Raw genomic sequence first — 19,223 nt, 5'->3', positions numbered from 1 at the left:
CGTCGTTACGCACCCCGTGCTCGGCGCCATCGGGCCCGAAGAGATCAAGCGGGCCCTTCCGGGGTCGCAAAGCGCGGCCGGGTGGAACTCCGCGGAAATCGTGCCGATTGGCGCAACGCTCGGGGATTCCTACAAGCTCGACTGGTCGGCCCTGCAGTCCGAGCAGGATCGGCTCTTCGACGAGACCTTGAAACCCCAGCTCGCAGGACGAAAATGGTTTGCCTATTTCGGCTTCGCTCCGATCCCCCTCGCGATTCATCTGGGGTATCGTGTCGAGAATCGCTTCGATATCGACCTCTACCAGCTCAACCATTCCCAGTCGAAGTGGGTCTACACCCCGGATAAACCATTCCCGAAGCGGACCGCGCTGAAGCCAATGAAGTTCCCGGAGCACGGGTCCACGGACAAAGGCCCCGTCGTGATCCGCGTCTCGACGTCGGCCCGGATCAGGCCCGAAGAGACGGCCGAGGTCGTGCCGTGGAGCCTCTTCGAGCTCGATATCGCGCTCGCCGAACCTTACCCCGACGCCCTGGAGACGGGCGGCGCCCTTGCCGAGGTGATCGAGGCGTTCAACCTCGGGATTGCGCGGCTTCGAGCGCTGTTCCCCAACCGCACGGCGATCCACCTCTTCGCCGCCGTTCCGGTGGGCCTCGCGTTCAAGCTGGGAACGCTGATCAACCCCACCATGTATCGGGGCGTGGTGACCTATCAGTATGCCGTGAAGAAGTGGCCGCAGTACCAGCGAGCCATCGTGCTTGCGGAGGACGGTCTGCGCGAAGAGCCGTTCCTCGACGACGCCGAATACGATTGGCAAAAGTCCACCGCGGTCAATTTCTTCGAGACGATGGTGAAAGCCTACGGTGCGGGCTCGAGGGCAGAGATGATCCTAGCGCAGAGCGGGGTCGATTCAGCCCATTTGCATGTCAACCAAACGCCGCGGGACTACTGGAAAACTGCGCTCGAAGTCGCGGCCCGCGGAGGTCACCTCCGCGGGCTCGTGCGACGTGCCATCGAGGATTCGCACATCACCGCCCACCATCGGGAGATCAAACGTCTCGCGAGCGGCACACACGGAACCCATAAGGAGACGTCCCAATGACGGAGCCCTCAGCCCATTTTCTGGACGACGCCGAATACGACTGGAGCAAGCCCGAAGCCGTCGAGTTCCACGAGGTCATGTTCCGCGCCTATGGAACGGACCACCACATGATCGACCGATCCGGCATCGACAGGCACCGCATCAACCCCAAGCAGTCATCGCGCGACGTCTGGAGGGAGGCGCTCGAAGTCGCAGCGGCCAGTGGACACACCCGAAAGATCGCGCAAAATGCCCGCAATGATCGCACAATCGCCGCCTACCACGCGCGACTCGATCGCCTCCTCGGCCCGCGTCCGGCGCCCATCGAGGCCACGGCACCGACGAAGGCGCCCCTCGTATGGAGCGGACAGGAGGTTATCACCGGCAAGCAGCCGACCTTCCTGGACATGACCTTCTTTCACGAGGGCCTTCGAATCGCCACGTCGGTCGTGCGTCTCACGACAGTGAGGCAAGACGACCGATCGTTTCACGGGACCGGGTTCCTGATCGCTCCGAATACGATCCTGACGAACTACCATGTCCTTCACGACGAAGACGCTCGTCCCGTGAAGCAAGTCGACATCTGGTTCCACTACGAGCGGGGTCCGTCGGGACAACCTCGCAGCGTCGACACGTACGAGGGGGACATCGCGACCATCACGGGCGAGCGCGCCCATGATTGGGCCATCCTGCGGCCGAAGAAGCCCTTCCACAGCACCTACCCCCGGCTGAAACTGACGCCCTCGAAGCCGGTGCGCGCAGGCGACTTCGTTTACATCATCCAGCACCCGGAGGGTCGCCTGAAAAAAATCGGACTCGTGCACAACGAGGTCGTGCACGTGGCGCACGATCGAATCCAGTACCTCACCGACACCCTGCCCGGCTCCTCCGGCTCGCCCGTATGCAACGAGTTCTGGCAGGTAGTCGCCTTGCACGCGCAGGGCATCGAGGGCGATCCAACCAACGGTCCCCTCTGCAAAAACGAAGGCATCCGCATCGATCGTATCGTCGAAGCGCTCACCGACCGCGGCATCCTCCTCGAATCACGCGCCGAACCGTGACGCCCATCACGCCTTCTCGCCCGCCCCCGGCAGCACCAGATAGTCCGAGACCGACTCCAGCCGGATCTCCGGAAACCGCTCCGCCACCGCGCTCCGCATCTGCTCCGCGTCGGCCGGATCTTCCGCCTCGGCGAACGCCTTCTGCCTCGCCGCGTCGCTCGGCCATTGCGCGTATCCGTAGAAGAGCCCGTCCGATCCGCGGTGCAGCCGCGACCCGAACGAGCCCTTCTCCCGGTAGTGCGCCGTGATCCGCGACCATGCCTCGATGAACGCCTCCTCCCTCCCCGGGTGAAGCCTCCACCGATACAGCACCACGAACCCCGGCCCGCGACCGCTCATCCGGCCCTACAGCTCCTTCGCCACCCGCTCCCGCACCCACGCCGCCGCCGCGCGTGTGCCCAGCGTGCCGCCCACGTCCACGGTGCACGCCTTCTCTTCGATCGCCGCCGACACCGCTCGCTCGATTCGCTTCTCCTCGTCCGGCCATCCGAGGTGCGTGAGCATCATGCCCACCGTCAGCAGCGCCGCGAACGGGTTCGCTATGTCCTTGCCCGCGAGCGGCGGCGCCGATCCATGCACTGGCTCGAACATCGCCACGCGCGTCGGGTCGGACGCGTGCACGTTTGCGCTCGCCGCCATCCCGAGGCCGCCTTGCAGCGCCGCGCCGAGGTCCGTCACGATGTCGCCGAAGAGGTTGTTCATCACCAGCACCTCGAACTGCGACGGGTCCTGGATCATGAGCAGGCAGAGCGCGTCCACGTAGAGGTGGCGCGACTCGATCTCCGGGTATTCGCGCCGCACCTCGTCGAACACGCGTAGCCAGAGCTCGTGCGCGTGCCGCATCGCGTTCGACTTGTCCGCCATGCACACGCGCTTCTTGCCCGTGCGCTTCGCGAAATCGAACGCCGCGCGCACGATCCGCTCGACGCCCTTGCGCGTGTTGAGGTCCTCGTTGATCGCGACCTCGTCGGGCGTGCCTCGCTTGAACTGCCCGCCCATGCCGACGTAGACGCCCTCGGTGTTCTCGCGGAACACCACCATGTCCACGTCCTTCGCGCCTCGACCCTTGAGCGGCACCAGGCGATCGGACAGCGATTTCACGGGCCGCACGTTCGCGTAGAGGTCGAAGCCGAAGCGCATCCCGAAGAGGATGTCCCGCGCGTGCTCCAGGCCGGGCACGCGCGGGTCTCCCAGCGCGCCGAGCAGGACCGCGGCGCACTCGCGTTGCACCGCGATCTGGATCTCCTTCGGGAACGTCACGCCGTCGCGCAGGTAACGATCGGCGCCCAGGTCGAGCTCCCAGAGATCGAGCGGCAAGCCCGCCTTGTCTCGGTAGATCTCGAGCAGGAGCTTCGCCTCGTGCGTGACGCTCGGCCCGATCCCGTCTCCCCCGATGATGGCGATCTTCTTGCGCTGCGATCCCACGGCTCTCCCTTTCAGCTAGAGCGAAAGCTCAGCCGAGCGCCCGCTCGACCGGCACGTACTCGAGGTTGTGCGCCTGCGCGACCGGCCCGTACGTCACCGCGCCGCCGAACGTGTTCACGCCGAGCAAGACCGCGCGATCCGCGCGCGCCGCCGCTGCCACGCCCTTGTCCGCGATCGCAAGGCCGTACTGCAGCGTCGTGTTCGTCAGCGCCCACGTGCTCGTGTGGCTCACGGCGCCCGGCATGTTCGCCACGCAGTAGTGCACGACGCCGTGCACCTCGTAGGTGGGGTTGTCGTGCGTCGTCGGCCGGCACGTCTCGATGCAGCCGCCCTGGTCCACGGCCACGTCGACCACCACGCTGCCCTTCTCCATCTCGGAGATGAGCTTCTCGGTCACGAGCTTCGGCGCCTTCGCGCCCGTCACGAGCACCGCGCCGATCACGAGGTCCGCGCGCTGCACGCACGCCTCGATGTTGTCCGCGTTCGAGTAGAGCGTCTCGATCGCCCCGCCGAACACGTCCTCGAGGTACTCCATCGTCTGGCCGCGCACGTCGAGCACGGTCACCTGCGCGCCCATGCCGACCGCGATCGTCGCGGCGTTCTTGCCGACGACGCCGCCGCCGAGGATCACCACGCGTCCGCGCCGCGTGCCGGGCACGCCGCCGAGCAGGATGCCCTTGCCGCCGTGCTCCTTCTGCAAGCACGCCGCGCCCACCTGCGCGGACATGCGGCCGGCCACCTCGCTCATCGGCCGGAGCAGCGGCAACGAGCCATCGGCGAGCTCGATCGTCTCGTACGCCACGCCCGCCACGCCCGTCTCGGCGAGCTTCCTCGTGAGCTCGGGCTCGGCCGCGAGGTGCAGGTACGTGTAGACGATGAGGTCTTTCCGGAAGAACCCGTACTCGGCGGCGAGCGGCTCCTTCACCTTCACGACCATCTCGGCGCTCCAGGCGTCGGCGGCGGTCGGGACCATCGTCGCGCCTGCGCGCACGTAGACCTCGTCCTTGATGCCGCTGCCTTCGCCGGCCCCTTGCTGGACGAGCACCTTGTGCCCGCGGCCAACGAAGGCGCGAACGCCTGCCGGCGTCATCCCGACGCGGTACTCCCTGGTCTTGATCTCCTTCGGAACTCCGATGAGCACGATGTCTCCTCCCGACTTGGTCGACGCTTCGGCGCCGCGATGGCGCGCGCGACCATAGCAGAAGGAACGGCACGTGGAGCCAGTTCCGCGAACGACGCGATGCGGCGATCGTGGCGACTTTCCAGGGATTTAGCGCGCTGCGCGGAAGCGCCGCGTCAGGATCACGCCGTCTCGAGCTCTGCGATCCGCTCCTTTGTGTACCCTTCTTCGTAACCGAACTCCGCGAGCGGCAGGCCCGCGCCGCGCAGCGCGGTCATGAGCGCGCGGCTCGCATTCCCGCCGTCCTGACGGTAATGAACATTGCCGCGCAATCGGCCGCCGCCCTTGCCGCAGAGGAGCATGGGCAGGTCGTCCTGGGAGTGGGTCCAGCCCTCGGTGTGCTCGGTGCAGACGAAAATCGAGCTGTGATCGAGCAGGTTGCCGGTCGCGTCGGGCGTGTTCTTCAGCCGATCGAGGAAATAGGCGAGCTGGCCCATGGTGAACCGCACGGCGTCCTTTTGTTTCGTGTAGGGCGCCGGCTCGGTGTGGTTCATGTAATGCTGCCCGTCGGTCGCGCCGACCATCCAGAACACCGCGCCCGAGCCGCAGGTCGAATACTGGATCGAGAACGAGCGTGTGAGCCCGCAGGAGAGCGCGAGGGCCACGAGATCACTCACGGCCTTGTTTTTCTCGGCAATCTGCTCGTTCGAGGCGAGATCGGGGAACGCGCCCGGATCGTCGGGCTTGTTGCACTCGCCGATGGGCAGGTTTAGCCGGGACTCGATCTCCGAGATGCTCGTGAGGTGCTGCTCGAGCCGCTGTTTGTCCTTGGCGCCAAGCCGGCCCTGGAGCGTCTTGATCTGCCCGCTCACGGCGTCGAGCACGCTCCCCCGCGCGCGGTCCACGAGCGGCGAGCCCGCGCCCTTGTTGAATAGACGATCGAAGAACGCGTGCGGCGATTCCTCGGACGGATTGACGTTCGTCTCGCCGCTCTTGCTGCCGTTGTGCGAGAGGTGCTGAAACGACGTGCCCTCGTCGGTGCCGCGGAAGCGTGTCACGGCGAGTTCGAGCGATTTGTACGGGTTTGGCGCGAGCGACTGGAAGTATTGCGCGGCGATTTGATCGATGCTCGGGTACTTCATCGTCGACACGATCGTGTCGCGCACGTCGTCGATCTTGAGGTGCGGTCCGCCCGAGCAAACGGCCGACATCCCCGAATGGTGCGGATGCCGCGGCGTCTTCACCGAGAGCCCGCTGATCACGCTGACGTAGTCCTTGTACGGCAGCAGCGGGACGAGGCCGAAATCCTCCGGCACGGTCCAATCCGGCCCCACGGTGGGCGGGGTCCAGGTGGGCAGGTGGACGCCGTTGCCGAAGAACCAGAGGCCGAAGCGGGTCGGGATGTCTTCGCCGTCGGCGAAGGCGTCGCCATTCCCGTTCAGCATCATCTCGAAGATCGGAAGGCCCACGGCGACGGCGGCGCCACCGAGCAGTCCGCGCAGGAACAGGCGACGGGAAGGGCGTTCGATTTTGCGTGCGCTCACGGCTTCACCTCCTGCGAGGGCTTGCTGGCGTAGCGGTATCCGTCGTTGGTCACGAGGCCAAGGACGAGGTCCTTGAACCGGTAATCGCTCGCCACGAAATCGGCGACGAGCTCCTCGACGCTGTTCTTGTCCCCCTTGCCGGCGAGGTGCGCGCCCGCGTGCTCGTAAAACCGCCGCGCGATGCAGGCGCCGACTTCCGGGAGCGAGGCGGCGAGCTCCGCCATGTCGATCGGCCCCGCGACGGGATGGCCGTCGACCACCGTGGTCGAATCGACCGGCAGACCATTCTCGTCGGTCTCGCGATACGCGCCGATCGCGTCGTACTTCTCGAAGGCGAAGCCGATCGGATCCATCTGCTCGTGGCAGCCCGCGCATTCGGGATTCGTCCGGTGCTCGTCGAGCCGCTGCCGCAGCGTGGTGGGCTTGCCCGGCTCGGGCTCGGGCAGCGTGGTGTTGATTCCCGGCGGGGGCGGCGGGATGTCCTGGCAGAACATGTTCAGCCGGACGAAACGCCCGCGATGGGTCGGCGACGTCTGCGTCTTGTGCGCGTTCAGCGCGAGGAACCCGGGCGTCGTCAAAATGCCTGCGCGCCGACCGTCGTCGGGCAACGTGACGGGCGTCCATTCCGGTCCCGTGATGCCCTCGATGCCATACACGCGCGCCAGGTCCTCGTTGAGGTACGTGTCGCGTGTCGTGAACATGTCCCGGAAATCGCCCTCTTTCTCGAAGACGTTGTTCTCGAACATGCGCTCCATCTCGATGCGCATCGAGGGCCCGAGCGTGGCCGAGAGCTGGGGGAATTTGTCCGGGTGCTTGTCGAGCGCGTCGAGCTTGCCGATGTTCATGAAGTCGCGAAAGAACCGCGTGAGCGTGACGCGCGCGCGTGGATCGTCGAGTAGACGCGACGCCTGGGCCCGCACGCCCTCGGTCGTCGCGAGCTCGCCGCGCCGCGCTGCTTCGCGCAGCGTATCGTCGGGGGGCGCGTCGAGCAGCAGGAACGACAGGCGGCTCGCCATCTCCCAGCCCGTGTATCGATACCCTCCGTCCCCCGGCTCGCCGACCTCGACGCGGAACAAGAAATGCGGCGAGAGCAAGACCGCGGCGAGCGCGAACTTGAGGCCCTGCGCCTCGTCTTCGAGGTCGGTCGCGACCTTCGCCGAGAGCACCTGGAGCGACGTGACCTCCTCCTCGGAGGCGGGCCTGCGCCAGGCGCGCGTGGTGAACGAGGCGAGGAAGTCCTTGACGCACGGCTCGCCCACGGCCGTCACGGGGCACCCAACGAGCGCGTCGCGCCGGGCCGGATCGGCGAAGATTTGATCGAGCACCACGTACGTCGCGTTCTCGTATTTCTCGGCGTCGACAGGGGCGATGGTGCTGCGGGCCGCGGAGATCGACGAGAAGCCATAGAGCACGTCGTCGACCGGCAGATCCGCGGGGATCGTGAGCGGTTTGCCGAAGAGATCGAGCCAGGCGTTCTGGATTTGCGGCCGCGTGAGGCGATGGAGCGTCGGCTCGGCGGGCGCGAACGCCGCGGCGGCGGCCCGCTCGTCGCCCGAGTCCCCGATGATGCCCACGCAACTCGCGAGGCCCACGAGCGCGCACAGCAAAGGCGCATATGCCTGTCGCATGCGTTCGAAGTTACAAGACTCCAGGGAGTCGAAACAAGCGCGATCGTGGTACGATCGGCCCGTGTCGACGCTGCGAATTTTTTACTCTGCCTCGAATCTGGTTTTTGCGCTCCTGCTCACGGCTTGTTCGAGCGGTGGGAGCGGCGACGACAGCGGCGCGGGGGGCGGCGCAGGGGGTGGCGGCGGCGGAGGCTCGAACGAAGGCGGGCACGGTTGTTTCTCCACCGAGACCACGTGCAACGGCAAATGCGTCCACCTGGAGGACAACGCGTCACATTGCGGCGCGTGCAACAATTCCTGTGGACCGGGCGGTCAATGCGTGAACGGGACCTGCGCCTACGACTGCAATGGCACGCTCGTGGAAAACCCCACCGATTGCCTGAACCTCTACGGTGCGTTCGAGACCTTCCCACCGGAATGCGCGGGGTGTGGCACGGCAAATGCGCAGACCGGCACATGCGGCTGCCCGAGCCCGGCGTCCGCGCTGCCGCTCTTGGTGCAAAGTGATTGCCCCGGCGTGCCGATGCGATCGGCGACGACGCTGCAGCTCTGCGTGACGCCCACGCTCGCACCGGACAGCGATTTCGGTGGGGCGTACCAGGTCGACGATCTCGACGGATGGTGCGGCTCGACGGCGCAATGCCGCGTCGGAAACCCGATGGCCGGCGGGGCCTGCGCGTGCCCGGCGGGGTTCGACGAGGTGATCGGGCTGCGCTCGATCCTCCGGCTGCCATGCAACGGTGCGGAGGGAGGAAGCGTGGTGGTGCTTTGTGGCAACAAGGAGGCGCCGCTGCGAACGTTCGGAGGCGCATTCCAGGTGGACGACGTGGAGCCGACGTGCCGCGTGGGGAATCCGTGGACCGGGGGATGCTCGTGCCCGGCGGGGACGAACGAGCATGTGTACCGCGTGATGGTGGATGGAGGGGCGGGGCTTTATGGATCGTCGATTCGGCTCTGTATGCCGTAGGTGGAACCTCGCCGCGCTGGATGCGACGAGCCGCGAAGGGCCTTCCCATGGTGCGCCGGTCGCCCTAGAATGGCCCGCCATGCCCGTGTCCCCTTCCCGCTTGGTCTCGTTCGCCCTCCTTCCCGCGCTGCTCGCTGCCGGCTGCGGCCCGGACGAGTATACCTGCCAGGACGAGATCCCGACGACGGTCACCGTCTCGCCGAAGGGGCCGATCGAGGTCGATTCGACCCAGCCCGACGCAGCCCCGAGGATCGACCTCACGGGCACCCTCCAGGTATCGGGGTGCAACAGGCCGGCCGACTCGCTCGAGATCGCCTCGGCCAAGGTGGTCGATTTCGACGACGGCGAGAAGTTCATGGACATCTCCCTGCGCTTTGCGGGCGGCGTCGAGGGCGCGCCGACCTGTGACAACGGCGTCGGCGCGTACTCCCTCGTGGAGGTCGTCGCCACGGGGGTGACCAACGGCGAGCTGCTCTCCTTGTGCGGGCGCGAGAACGTCGCAATCGAAACCTTGATCAAGCGCGCGGGCTGCGCCGACACCGATCCGGCGACGCGCACCTCGAAGACCCTCATCAAGGTGGTTTGCCCGTGAGGCGGGCCCTCGCCGCGCTCCTCGCGCTCGCCACTGCCGCGGGCTGCGGCTCGCCTGCCGCCCTCGTCGCGAAGGCGCCCGAATACGCGCCGAGGGACCAGGCGAAGGCGCGCTCGTTCAAGAACCAGGACGAGCCGCTGATCATCGAATGGCCGGCCGCCGAGCGCACGAAGCTCGAGGCGCTCGCGCGGCGCGGCGCAGTCGCGGTGCATTACCAGGGCGACACGATGGCGGTGCTCGGGCATTGCCGTGTCCCGGGGGCCTACGGCTACGTCTCGACCACGCCGCAGCGCGAGCGGGTGACCATCCGCGACGAGGACGACCTGCACGCCGCCCTGCCCCTCGGCGCCGCGCGCCTCGAAGCCGCGCTGAAGAAGGCCGGGCAGCTCCAGGTCTCGCTGACGATCGTGGGCACGTTCCAGGCCGAGCGCGATGCGATCGGCCGTGACGAGCTCGAGGGCGATTGCGCAAGCGCGACGCACGTCGTCACGGCCCTGGCCGTGGGCGCATTCGAGTTTTTCGCCGGCGGGGACGCGTCGCTCGGCGCGGACGCCTCGGTCGGCAGCGGCCCGGCGACGCAGGAGGTCGCGGGCGCGCACAGCACGGCCAAGCGCGAGATCTTGAACCAGGGCGGTGATCAGGCCGTCTGCGCGAAAGCCACGGCCGAGGACACCGCACCGCCGTATGGGTGCGGCGCGCTCTTGCGGGTGGAGGTCGTGCGCCTCGTGGCGCCGAAGAAGACCGAACCGGCGGACGCTTCGCCCGCTGCGGAGCCCGAGCCGCCGAAGGCCGAGCCCACGCCTCGTGAAACCCCTCGCGCCGAAACGAGCGCGCCGCCGTTTTTCACGTCCTACGAGCCCTTGCCGAGCCCACCCGGGACCACCACGGGGCCACCCCCGAGCGACCCCACGGCGGCGATCGTCATCGGCTCGCTCATCACCGTGGGCCTCGGCATCGGCGTGGGCTGGATCATTTATGATCGGACGAAAGAGGAAAAGCCTGGGCCGACGGGCGGTTTCGGCTCGGGCACCTCTGCGTTCGGGAGGCCGCTTTTCTCATGGTAAAACGTTCTCCGCTCCTTTGGGCGGGCGTGGCGCTCGCCGCACTGACCGGCTGTGGGGACGCGCCTTCGGGGATCATCCGGGTGGCGATTTCGACGGACGCCCCGACGCCGGTCACGTTCGAGGGGCTCACCCTCACGGCGCGGCGGACGAACAAGACGGAGCTCTCCGACGACTTCGGGTACGACATCGTGACCGATCTGCCCGACGCCTACGTGCTCTCTGAAAAAGAACTCTATCAGGGCGAGAGCAACGCCGATCCGATCACGGTCGTCGTCGAGGGTAAAAAAGACGGCCAGACGGTGATCGCGCGCAGCGCCGTCCTGCGCTTCAGCGAGCGATCGGTCGTCCTGCGCATGCCGCTCTGCACATCGTGCCTCGGCAAGGAGTGCCCCCTCGGACAGACGTGCAAACAGGGGCAATGCGTCGACCCGACGGTGGACGAGGCGGGCTTGCCCGAGGACGCAGAGGGCGTCGCGCTCACCGACCCCGAATGCCCCGATCCCGCGCCCCGCTGCACGGGCGCGTGTGGCTCCGCCGGGTGCGGACCCTGCCCCCAGGGCGGCACCGTAACCGCGCCGCAGGGCGGCTTCTCGATCGACGCCACCGAGGTGACCCGCGCAGCCTACACGAGCTGGCTCGCCACAAACCCGCACCCGCCCGAAAGCGGCGACGCCGACTGCGGGCTCGCCACCGCGTATTACCCCGACGAGGAATGCCTGGCGAAGAGCGAGGTCTGCCAGGGCGCGGGGTGCGAGGGCCACCCCCAGGTCTGCGTGAAATGGTGCGCGGCAGATGCCTATTGCGCATGGGCCGGCAAGCGCCTCTGCGGCGGCGTCGACGGCAAATTCATCAAGACGTTCGCTCCCGCCGCGGAGCACGAGTGGTATCTCGCCTGCGCGAGCGCGTCGTCCCAAGGGTATCCTTACGGCGACACGTACGAAAAGACCACGTGCAACACCGAGGGCACGACCACGACGCCCGCCGGATCCCTGGCGACGTGCGCGGGGAGCGTGCCAGGCCTGTTCGACATGAGCGGCAACGTCGCCGAATGGGAGAACGCGTGCGACGGCAGCAACTGCGGGGCGCGCGGCGGCGGGTATGGCAGCCTCTCGTCGTCGAAATGCGGGGATACCTTCCCCTTCGCGCGCAACGAGGGCTATCCGAACGTGGGCTTTCGCTGCTGCGACGCGCCCTGAATCACGTTATCCCGCCCCCGCCGCCGCCTCCAGCGCGGCCCGCAAGAGCGCCGCTAGCTCCGCCGGGATCGTCGCGTCGAACTGCCCGATCAGCTTATCCGCTTCGAGCAGCATCACCTCCACCGCCTCGCAATGCGCTTCGAGCGCCGCTCGTTCCGCCTCGCCCACGCGCACCACCGCCGCCGTCCCCGGCAAGGACAGCGCCCACGTCGGCGCCATCGTCTCGTCCGTCGGCAGCCCGATCACCGCCACCTCCACCCCCTCGCCGAGACGCATCGTCCCGAGCGAGCGCGTCAGCGGCGCACGCGACGTCGGCTCCGGCGCCATCACCACGTCCGTGATCCGACGCATCGAGTACGCGAGCACCCCCAGCCGCTGCGGACTCGTCGCCAGGAGCAGCCGCGGCGGCACCGAGAAGCCCGGACGCACGAGCCGCGTCGCCAGCGAGCGCAGCACCGGGATCTGCTCCGGCGTCGCCAGCGGCGTCGTCAGCGTGGCGAGCGGGATCGTCTTGACCTTGCCGCTCTTCTTGAGCTGCCCGAGCGCGTCCAGGATGTCGAGGTCCGGACCGTCGATCTCGTCGAGCAGCTCGTCGATGCTGCGCGGCATCTGCAAGAGTTCGAAGATCCGACCCCGCATCGACGACGGATCCGGCATCGACTCCGGGCCGTCGAGCAGCCCCGAGAGGCTCGCCAGGTCCGACAAGGCAAACACCTCCCCCTCGGGCGAGAGGCTCGCGCGACGCTCGTTGAGCTCGTCGACCTGCCGCATCGCCTCCATCAGCAGCATGTTCGTGGAGGCCTGGATGCGGCGCTGGGTCGGCGGGTCGCCTGGCGAGAAGGCGAAGCGGCCCCGGCGCTCGGCGAGCAGCCGGTAGAGCGCGCGTTCCCCCGTCCGACGGCTGAAGCTCGCGTCGACGATCTGCCCCTCGGCGAGCTTCACCTCGCCCGGACCCCGCGCCGTGGTGATGCTCAGCGACCCCGTCCGGCGGTTCATCGCCAGGAGCTGAAGCATGTCCACGAGCGGCACCTGCTCCAGGTCGCCGCGGATGTCCTGCGGCAACGGCGGACGCGACACGCGCCGCGACACCTCCGTGATGCGCGAGACGATCTGGTCGACGTCGACCCGCATCACCTCGTCCTGCACGAGGTCGACGTCGACCATCTTGTCGACGAGGAAGAGCACCGGGATGTCGGCGAACTCGGGCCGCTCCTTGAAGACCTCGCGCACGTTGCCGCCGCGCTCGGGGGCGCGCGGCACGAGCACCACGTCGGGGCGGCTCTGGTAGGCCTGCTCGAGCGCGCTCTCCGCGCTGTTCGCGTTCGCCACCGCGAGGCCCATGGCCCGCAGCGCGGAGGCGAGCGCGCCGAGCGCGTCGACATCGGAGTCCACGAGGAGTACGCGTCGCGACATGGCCGCCCCTTATCCAATCACCCGCACGCCCGCGGCCCGGCCGAGGCGCTCGGCCAGCACGTCGGCGAGCAGCGGATCGGCCGCGTGCGCGCCCCGGAGCAGGCCGTCGTCGTTGCGCGCCACGAGCGCGTAGGCCCCGTGCTCGGCGATGATCGCCAGCGCCTCGATCCGCTCGCAGCCCGGCACGCTCCGGAGGTCGAGCGCGTGCAGCGCGATCTTGTCGGCGTCGTGCCCCAGCGCCGAGCGCACGGCCGCGCCGAGGCAAAGGTCCGTGTGGTGCGCGACCACGATCGTCGCCGCGCCGCCGCGCTGCGCGTCGGCCACCACCGCCTGCGCGAGCGACTGCGCCTCCGCCGCGGCCAGCTCGATCGGCCGCACCGCCGACGTCTGCCGCGCCGGCGCCGCGTTCACCGTCTCCCAGATGAGCATTTCGAGCAAATCCGGCACCGTGTTCGACTCCGGATCGAGCCTGTGCACCACCGACGTCTTGCTCGCCTCGGCGCGCAGGCGCGCGACCCGAAGCAACTTGCCGAGGTCCTGCCCGTCGGTCGGGAACGCGGCGGCGCCGACGAGCAGCGCGCGGCTCGTCACCGACTTCTCCCCGCTCCCGAGCCGCGCGATGCGACGCCGGACCGAGTGCGCGCCGAGGCCACTCGTCTCGGGCAAGAGCAGGTGGAACTCGTTCTCGTCGACACGGGCGAGCACGTCCGTGTCGTGGATCGTGGCGAGCAGCCGGTCGGCGTACTCGGTCGGTGAGATCGCCGGCTGCCCGGGGATCGGCTCGTACACCATGGTCACGATCGCGAACCGCCGGTTGTACCTGCGCGCGCGCCCGATCTCCCGGCCGGCCACGTCGACGTAATACGCGAACGAGTACGCGCTCGACGTCGGGTCCTTGATGGCGGCGCCCCCGCGGGCGGCGCGCTCGCGCTCGCCGAGCATGGCGATCGCGGTCGCGGCGACGTTCGCGAGCAGCCGGATGATCCCATCGATCGGCGGGTCGGCGCCGGTCTCGGCGCGGCCACGCGGCTTGTCCTCGTCGAGCAGCACGTACCCGGCCGCGACGTTGCGCGATCCGAGCGGCACGGCGAGCAGCCGGCGCGGCGTGGCGAACGTGTCGAGGATGTGTTTTTCGGTGCCGGTCGCGGGCGCGCTGTCGAGCCCGGGGCTCGCGGCGCCGAGCACCAGCTCCTGCGGCGTGTCCCCGGCGAGGTACACGGCGGCGCCCTTCGCGCCCGTCACCTCGACGAGGATCTCCACGAGCTCGCGGGCCGCGCTCGTCCGGTCCGCCGCTTCGGCGATCTCGGCGATCCGGGCGATCCACCCCGTCGCGCGCGCGCTCACCGCGGCGGCGCGCTCCAACCGATCCCGCTCGGCGCGCTCGACCAGCCGTTGCTTGATCCCCCACACCGAGCTGAGGACGTCGTCGCCCGAGAGCGGCATCAAGAGCAGGCCCGACGCGCCGAGCGAGAGCGCGTTCGCGGCGGCGTCGAGGTTCTTCTTCGTCGCCAGCGTCACCACGCTGAGGTCCGCCACGAGCGCCTTCAGGTGGTGCACCAGGCTCAGGCCTGCGCCGTCGCCGATCCCGAGCTCCACGAAGGCGATGTCCGGCATCTCGGCCGTCGCCATCATGAACGCCTCGGAGAAGTCGGCCGTCACCAGCACCTTGTCGAAGCGCAGCACGCGCGGGACGAGCTCGCGCACGGCGGCGTCTTGCGCGATGCAAAGCACGGTCAGCGCGGGCGCGCCGCCCCGATCGAGCGGCCGGCGGCGGGACGCGGGGATCGGGGGCATGGAGTTCATCATGACGTGGTCTCGGCCCACGATGGAGGAGTCGGCTGGCCTGGGCCAAGCCCGAAGCTCGTTTCCCACGTTCCCCGGAACACCCGCCGCGCCGGCCCCTTCATGCGCAACGCCCGCGCTTCGTCCACCGTGATCTCGAGCGGCCCGCCAGGCAGAAACACCTCGATCGGCGCGCCGCGCGGGGCCCGACCCTGCTCACACGCCGCCGCCGCCACAGCGCACGCGCCCGTCCCGCAGGCGAGCGTCCGCCCCACGCCGCGCTCCCAGACCGTCACCGCGATCCGCGGCCGCGCCCCTTCCCCGAGCATCCGGCAGAACTCCACGTTGATCCCTCCCGCCGGCGCTGTCGCCACCGTCGGCCCCACCCGGTCGATCTCCGCCTCGGCGTAGGGCTCGAACGTGATCGCGTGCGGATTGCCCACATCGACCGTCGAAAACCCGTGCGTCCGCCCTTCCGCTTCCACGTCGAGCCTCGGCCCCATCTTCGCGTGACCCATGTCCACGGTCACGTCGTAAAGACCTTCGCTCCGTCGCTCGATGGCGCACGGCTTGTCCCCGGCGTCCGTCGCGATCACCATCGACAGCCCCTCGGCGCCCGTTCGGTCGGCGAGGAACGCGGCCACGCACCGGAGCCCGTTCCCGCACATCTCCGGCCGCGACCCGTCGGCGTTCAGCACGACCATACGCGGCGTCGCGCCGCCGATCACGAGCAACACGCCGTCGCCGCCGATGCCTCGATGCCGATCACAGAGCGCGCGCGCTTGCTCGGGCGTGATCGCATCCTCCGAGCTTGCGTCAAGGACGACAAAATCGTTGCCGAGCCCTTCCCACTTCTCGAACGCGAGCGCGCCGCTCATCGCTTCGCCTTGCTGAAGAGCTCGCGCACCGTGATCGAACTCGTCCCGTTGATCTCCAAGAGCTTGCTGCGGCTGCTCACGCCCACGAGGATGTTCACGTCCGCGCGGCGCACCTCGAGCACGCGGGAAAGGAGCTTGCGCAGCTCCTCGTTTGCGGCTCCTTCGGCGGGTGGCGCGGTCAACGCGACGTCGAGCGCTCCTTCGCGCACCCCGAGGATCGAACAGCGGGACGAGCGCGGGCGCACGTGCACGGAGAAGCGCACGGCGCCGGCGCGCTCGCTCATCTCGAGCCGCGCCCATTCCCCGGGAATCTGGTTCGTTGCTTTCGACATCGCGCGGTGGCGCATCCTAGCGCAAACCGACCCGTCCATACGGTTCTTGAATTCGAACTTTCGCCCGATCCTTTTGGGCCCTGCCTTCCTGTACTAGCGTGGGGGCATGGCGCGACTTCGTTGGATGACAGCGGGTGAATCACACGGCCCTTCGCTGGTGGCCATCGTCGAAGGCATCCCGGCCGGGATGCCCCTCCTCTCCCAGGACGTCGATCACGACCTCGCACGGCGTCAACGCGGGTATGGCCGTGGCGGGCGCATGAAAATCGAAACGGACCGGGCCGAGCTCGTCGGAGGCGTCCGGGGCGGCGAGACCCTGGGCGGCCCCATCGCCCTGCGCATCGACAACCGCGACCACGCCAACTGGGCCGGGCGCATGGGCCCGGACCCCTTCCCCGCGCCCCCCGAAGCCCTCACCCGCCCCCGCCCTGGCCACGCCGACCTCGCGGGTGGCCTCAAGTACGACCGCAAGGACCTCCGCGACATCCTCGAACGGGCCAGCGCCCGCGAGACCGCGTCCCGCGTCGCCGTCGGCGGCATCTGCCGCAAGCTCCTCTCCCTCCTCCAGATCGACATCTTCGCCCACGTCGTCTCCATCGGCTCGGTCACGGCCACCCTCCCCGACCTCCCCTTCGCCGAGCTCCGCGCCCGCGCCCGCGCCTCCGACCTCGCCTGCGTCGACCCCGACGCCGAGGCCGCCATGCGCACGGCCATCCACGAAGCCTCGCACGCGGGCGACACCCTCGGCGGCGTCTTCGAGGTCATCGCCACCGGCCTCCCGCCGGGCCTCGGCAGCCACGTCCAGTGGGACCGCAAGCTCGACGGCCGCCTCGCGCAGGCCCTCATGAGCATCCACGCCATCAAGGGCGTCGAGCTTGGCCTCGGCTTCACGGCCGCCACCCTCCGCGGCTCGCAGGTCCACGACCCCATCACCTACGACCCGACCCACCACTTCGACCGACCCACGAACCGCGCCGGCGGCCTCGAAGGAGGCATCACCAACGGCATGCCCCTGATCTGCCGCGCCGCCATGAAGCCCATCGCCACCCTCCGGCGCGCCCTCCCCTCCGTCGACGTCCACACCAAGGAACCGTTCGACGCCGCGCACGAGCGCAGCGACATCTGCGCCGTCTCCGCCGCGTCCGTCGTCGGCGAGGCCATGGTCGCCATCACCCTGGTGGATGCCATCCTGGAGAAGTTTGGGGGCGACAGCCTGGGGGAGCTTCGGCGCAACGTGGAGACGTACCGCGCGCAGCTCGCGGCCTACTGACCGGGACGTTTCACGTGAAACATTGAGCCTGCCGTAGCTGAGGCTCGCTCAACCCCGCCTGAAGCTCCGTCCCTCCCCGCCCACGCTGACACTCCCTCACTCCCTCACCCCCTCTCCCTCTCCCTCCGGGAGAGGGGCGTCGGGCGACCTCCGGTCGTAGGAGGGACCATCCGCGTAGATGGGGAAGCCCATGTCGGCGATTTACAGAACCAGGCCTCCCTGTTAGGGCGGGGGGCGATGGGCGTCACCGCGTACCTTGAGTGCTACGGCTCCGAAACCTTCGACCCGGCCTCGGGCGGCACCGGGCTCTTCGGGACCAAGGGCCTCCTGCCGCCCGCTTGGTTTCTCTTCTTCGACGCCGCGGACTTCGCCTCCGTGCGCTCGAAGCACGATGGCAGCACCTACTCGCTCCTCCGCCGCCCCGCGTCCTCGGCCACCGCCCGCGCCCGCGAACGGATCGAGGCGCTGAAGCCCCACATCACGCCGGAGCTCGACGCCGTGCTGCGCTCGTTCCTCGCCGCCGTCGAGAAGGCTTGTGCTCCCCGCGATCTCGGCGAACTCCCCGGCGGCGAGCGTGTGCTCGTCTTCAACACCCACCGCTTCGAGTCCACCCGGGCCGAGCTCATCGCTTGCATCGGCTGGTTCGACGCGTTCGCCGCGAAGGGCTACTCCGCTCGCCTCGCCACGCGCGCCGAGTCGATCTTCGACCCCTGCGACGGCCTCGACTTCGACGAAGACGACGAGAAGCTCGACCTCGGCGACCCTGACGCGCTCTGCGGCTGGCCCTCCAGCGTGACGGACCGGGCGCCCCCCGTCGTTCCGAAGCCGCCCCCGCCCAGCGCGGACGCCGGTTCTCTCGACGCCATCCTGGCGCGTGTGTGGGCCCATCCGGCGGACCTCGCTGTTCGCCTCGCCTGCGCGAAAGAGCTGACCGCCCTCGGCGACCCTCGCGGCGAGTTCATCACCCTCGATTGCGCCGAAAAGCTCACCCACCGCCAGCTCAAGCGTCACGAGCAGCTCCTCGGCGACAAGCGTGTGCACCACCCCTTCAGCCGCGTGCGTACCTTCCACCAAGGCCTTCCGGTCGCAGTGGAGTGGAACGCCACGCCCGGCGATCCCCTCGTCGGCCACCCCGCCTGGTCCCCCGTCGAGAGCGTGATCTTCTCCGGCCCTGTCGCGCTGCTCCCGCCCGTGCGCCAGCTCCAGGCGACGCCCGCGCTCATCTGCGCCATCGACCGGCCGGTGCCCTACGTCTCCATCTGCATGAGCGACGACAAGGACCCTGCGGCCTGGGCGGCGCTCGAATCCACCGAGCTCTTCCCGAACCTCGTCGAGGTCCGCGTTGTCACGCCCGCGACCGTCTGGCTGCCCGAAGCGGGGCAGCGGCTCATCGCGCGGAGGCCCTCGGTGCGTCTCCACGTCTACTCGCCCCTCGTGCCACTCCCTCCGCTCACGCCCCTCACGGCCGAGGAGCACGCTGCGCGCGTCGCGCGATGGACGAATCCGCCGGAGGCCCGCTTCGCCGAAGGGCCTCGCTACGACAACGGATTTAGCTGACCCGATACGCCTATCGGTGCTGGTCGTACCGGGAACCCTCTCCACCGATGCGCCTATCGGTGCTGGTCGTACCGGGAACCCTCTCCACCGATGCGCCTATCGCTGCTCGTCGTACCGGGAACCCTCTCCGCCGATGCGCCTATCGCTGCTGGTCGTACCGGGAACCCTCTCCACCGATGCGCCTATCGCTGCTCGTCGTACCGGGAACCCTCTCCGCCGATGCGCCTATCGTTGCTCGTCGTACCGGGAACCCTCTCCGCCGATGCGCCTATCGTTGCTCGTCGTACCGGGAACCCTCTCCGCCGATGCGCCTATC

At 68.9% G+C, this 19,223-nt stretch carries 17 protein-coding genes; 8 read left to right on the top strand and 9 right to left on the bottom strand.

Annotation, left to right across the window (positions count from 1 at the left end; all coding sequences use genetic code 11):
• The first annotated feature begins 16 nt into the window (after positions 1-16).
• Both QHF89_RS43815 and QHF89_RS43810 read left to right on the top strand, forming a co-directional pair.
• Positions 17-1,099 carry an SAVED domain-containing protein gene (locus tag QHF89_RS43815; RefSeq protein ID WP_284721725.1) on the top strand — a complete coding sequence of 361 codons (1,083 nt, stop codon included), beginning with the start codon at positions 17-19 and terminating at the stop codon, positions 1,097-1,099.
• Positions 1,096-2,139: a trypsin-like serine peptidase gene (locus QHF89_RS43810; protein ID WP_136965020.1), complete on the top strand. Its 1,044-nt coding sequence runs from the start codon at positions 1,096-1,098 to the stop codon at positions 2,137-2,139. The genes QHF89_RS43815 and QHF89_RS43810 overlap by 4 nt, the downstream gene beginning before the upstream one ends.
• Positions 2,140-2,145: 6 nt before the next feature.
• Here QHF89_RS43810 and QHF89_RS43805 read toward each other — a convergent pair whose 3' ends face one another.
• The 5 genes from QHF89_RS43805 to QHF89_RS43785 all read right to left on the bottom strand — a co-directional run bounded on the left by QHF89_RS43805 (position 2,146) and on the right by QHF89_RS43785 (position 7,856).
• On the bottom strand, positions 2,146-2,478 hold the full coding sequence (locus QHF89_RS43805; RefSeq protein ID WP_136965021.1) for an antibiotic biosynthesis monooxygenase: 333 nt from the start codon (positions 2,476-2,478) through the stop codon (positions 2,146-2,148).
• Between the two features lie 6 nt (positions 2,479-2,484).
• Positions 2,485-3,564, bottom strand: a complete 1,080-nt coding sequence (locus tag QHF89_RS43800; protein ID WP_136935823.1) for an isocitrate/isopropylmalate dehydrogenase family protein — start codon at positions 3,562-3,564, stop codon at positions 2,485-2,487.
• A gap of 28 nt (positions 3,565-3,592) precedes the next feature.
• Positions 3,593-4,705: an alanine dehydrogenase gene (gene ald, locus QHF89_RS43795; RefSeq protein WP_136965022.1), complete on the bottom strand. Its 1,113-nt coding sequence runs from the start codon at positions 4,703-4,705 to the stop codon at positions 3,593-3,595.
• A gap of 161 nt (positions 4,706-4,866) precedes the next feature.
• Complete coding sequence (locus QHF89_RS43790; RefSeq protein WP_136965023.1) at positions 4,867-6,228, bottom strand: DUF1552 domain-containing protein; 1,362 nt, start codon at positions 6,226-6,228, stop codon at positions 4,867-4,869.
• Positions 6,225-7,856 (bottom strand): DUF1592 domain-containing protein, encoded by a 1,632-nt coding sequence (locus QHF89_RS43785; RefSeq protein WP_136965024.1) that lies wholly within the window; start codon positions 7,854-7,856, stop codon positions 6,225-6,227. Before QHF89_RS43785 ends, QHF89_RS43790 begins: the two co-directional genes overlap by 4 nt.
• A gap of 61 nt (positions 7,857-7,917) precedes the next feature.
• Between QHF89_RS43785 and QHF89_RS43780 the strand changes: the two genes are divergently transcribed.
• The 4 genes from QHF89_RS43780 to QHF89_RS43765 all read left to right on the top strand — a co-directional run bounded on the left by QHF89_RS43780 (position 7,918) and on the right by QHF89_RS43765 (position 11,675).
• On the top strand, positions 7,918-8,823 hold the full coding sequence (locus QHF89_RS43780; RefSeq protein WP_284721724.1) for a hypothetical protein: 906 nt from the start codon (positions 7,918-7,920) through the stop codon (positions 8,821-8,823).
• 79 nt (positions 8,824-8,902) lie between these two features.
• Positions 8,903-9,415 (top strand): hypothetical protein, encoded by a 513-nt coding sequence (locus tag QHF89_RS43775; RefSeq protein WP_136965026.1) that lies wholly within the window; start codon positions 8,903-8,905, stop codon positions 9,413-9,415.
• Positions 9,412-10,479, top strand: a complete 1,068-nt coding sequence (locus QHF89_RS43770) for a hypothetical protein (RefSeq protein WP_136965027.1) — start codon at positions 9,412-9,414, stop codon at positions 10,477-10,479. The genes QHF89_RS43775 and QHF89_RS43770 overlap by 4 nt, the downstream gene beginning before the upstream one ends.
• A complete protein-coding gene (locus QHF89_RS43765) occupies positions 10,473-11,675 on the top strand; it encodes a formylglycine-generating enzyme family protein (protein WP_136965028.1) in 1,203 nt (400 codons plus the stop codon). Before QHF89_RS43770 ends, QHF89_RS43765 begins: the two co-directional genes overlap by 7 nt.
• Positions 11,676-11,681: 6 nt before the next feature.
• Here QHF89_RS43765 and QHF89_RS43760 read toward each other — a convergent pair whose 3' ends face one another.
• Genes QHF89_RS43760 through QHF89_RS43745 form a run of 4 tightly spaced genes read right to left on the bottom strand, consistent with a single transcriptional unit; the run spans position 11,682 to position 16,080 of the window.
• Positions 11,682-13,088 (bottom strand): DUF4388 domain-containing protein, encoded by a 1,407-nt coding sequence (locus QHF89_RS43760; RefSeq protein WP_136965029.1) that lies wholly within the window; start codon positions 13,086-13,088, stop codon positions 11,682-11,684.
• 9 nt (positions 13,089-13,097) lie between these two features.
• The gene (locus QHF89_RS43755) at positions 13,098-14,894 is read right to left on the bottom strand and encodes a response regulator (protein ID WP_136965030.1); all 1,797 of its coding nucleotides are present in this window, start codon (positions 14,892-14,894) and stop codon (positions 13,098-13,100) included.
• Positions 14,891-15,748: a diaminopimelate epimerase gene (dapF, locus tag QHF89_RS43750; protein WP_136965031.1), complete on the bottom strand. Its 858-nt coding sequence runs from the start codon at positions 15,746-15,748 to the stop codon at positions 14,891-14,893. Before dapF ends, QHF89_RS43755 begins: the two co-directional genes overlap by 4 nt.
• Positions 15,745-16,080, bottom strand: a complete 336-nt coding sequence (locus QHF89_RS43745) for a DUF167 domain-containing protein (protein WP_136965032.1) — start codon at positions 16,078-16,080, stop codon at positions 15,745-15,747. The genes dapF and QHF89_RS43745 overlap by 4 nt, the downstream gene beginning before the upstream one ends.
• Before the next feature lie 106 nt (positions 16,081-16,186).
• On the opposite strand from QHF89_RS43745, the gene aroC reads away from it, so the two are divergent.
• Positions 16,187-17,350: a chorismate synthase gene (gene aroC, locus QHF89_RS43740; RefSeq protein ID WP_136965033.1), complete on the top strand. Its 1,164-nt coding sequence runs from the start codon at positions 16,187-16,189 to the stop codon at positions 17,348-17,350.
• Positions 17,351-17,587: 237 nt separating this feature from the next.
• On the top strand, positions 17,588-18,907 hold the full coding sequence (locus QHF89_RS43735) for a hypothetical protein (RefSeq protein WP_136965034.1): 1,320 nt from the start codon (positions 17,588-17,590) through the stop codon (positions 18,905-18,907).
• Positions 18,908-19,223 lie beyond the last annotated feature (316 nt).

Source organism: Polyangium sorediatum (assembly GCF_029946465.1).
In the GTDB taxonomy this organism is placed as follows: domain Bacteria; phylum Myxococcota_A; class Polyangia; order Polyangiales; family Polyangiaceae; genus Polyangium; species Polyangium fumosum.
Note: the sequence above shows the minus strand (reverse complement) of the source record. Positions and strands in the feature narration are given on the sequence as shown.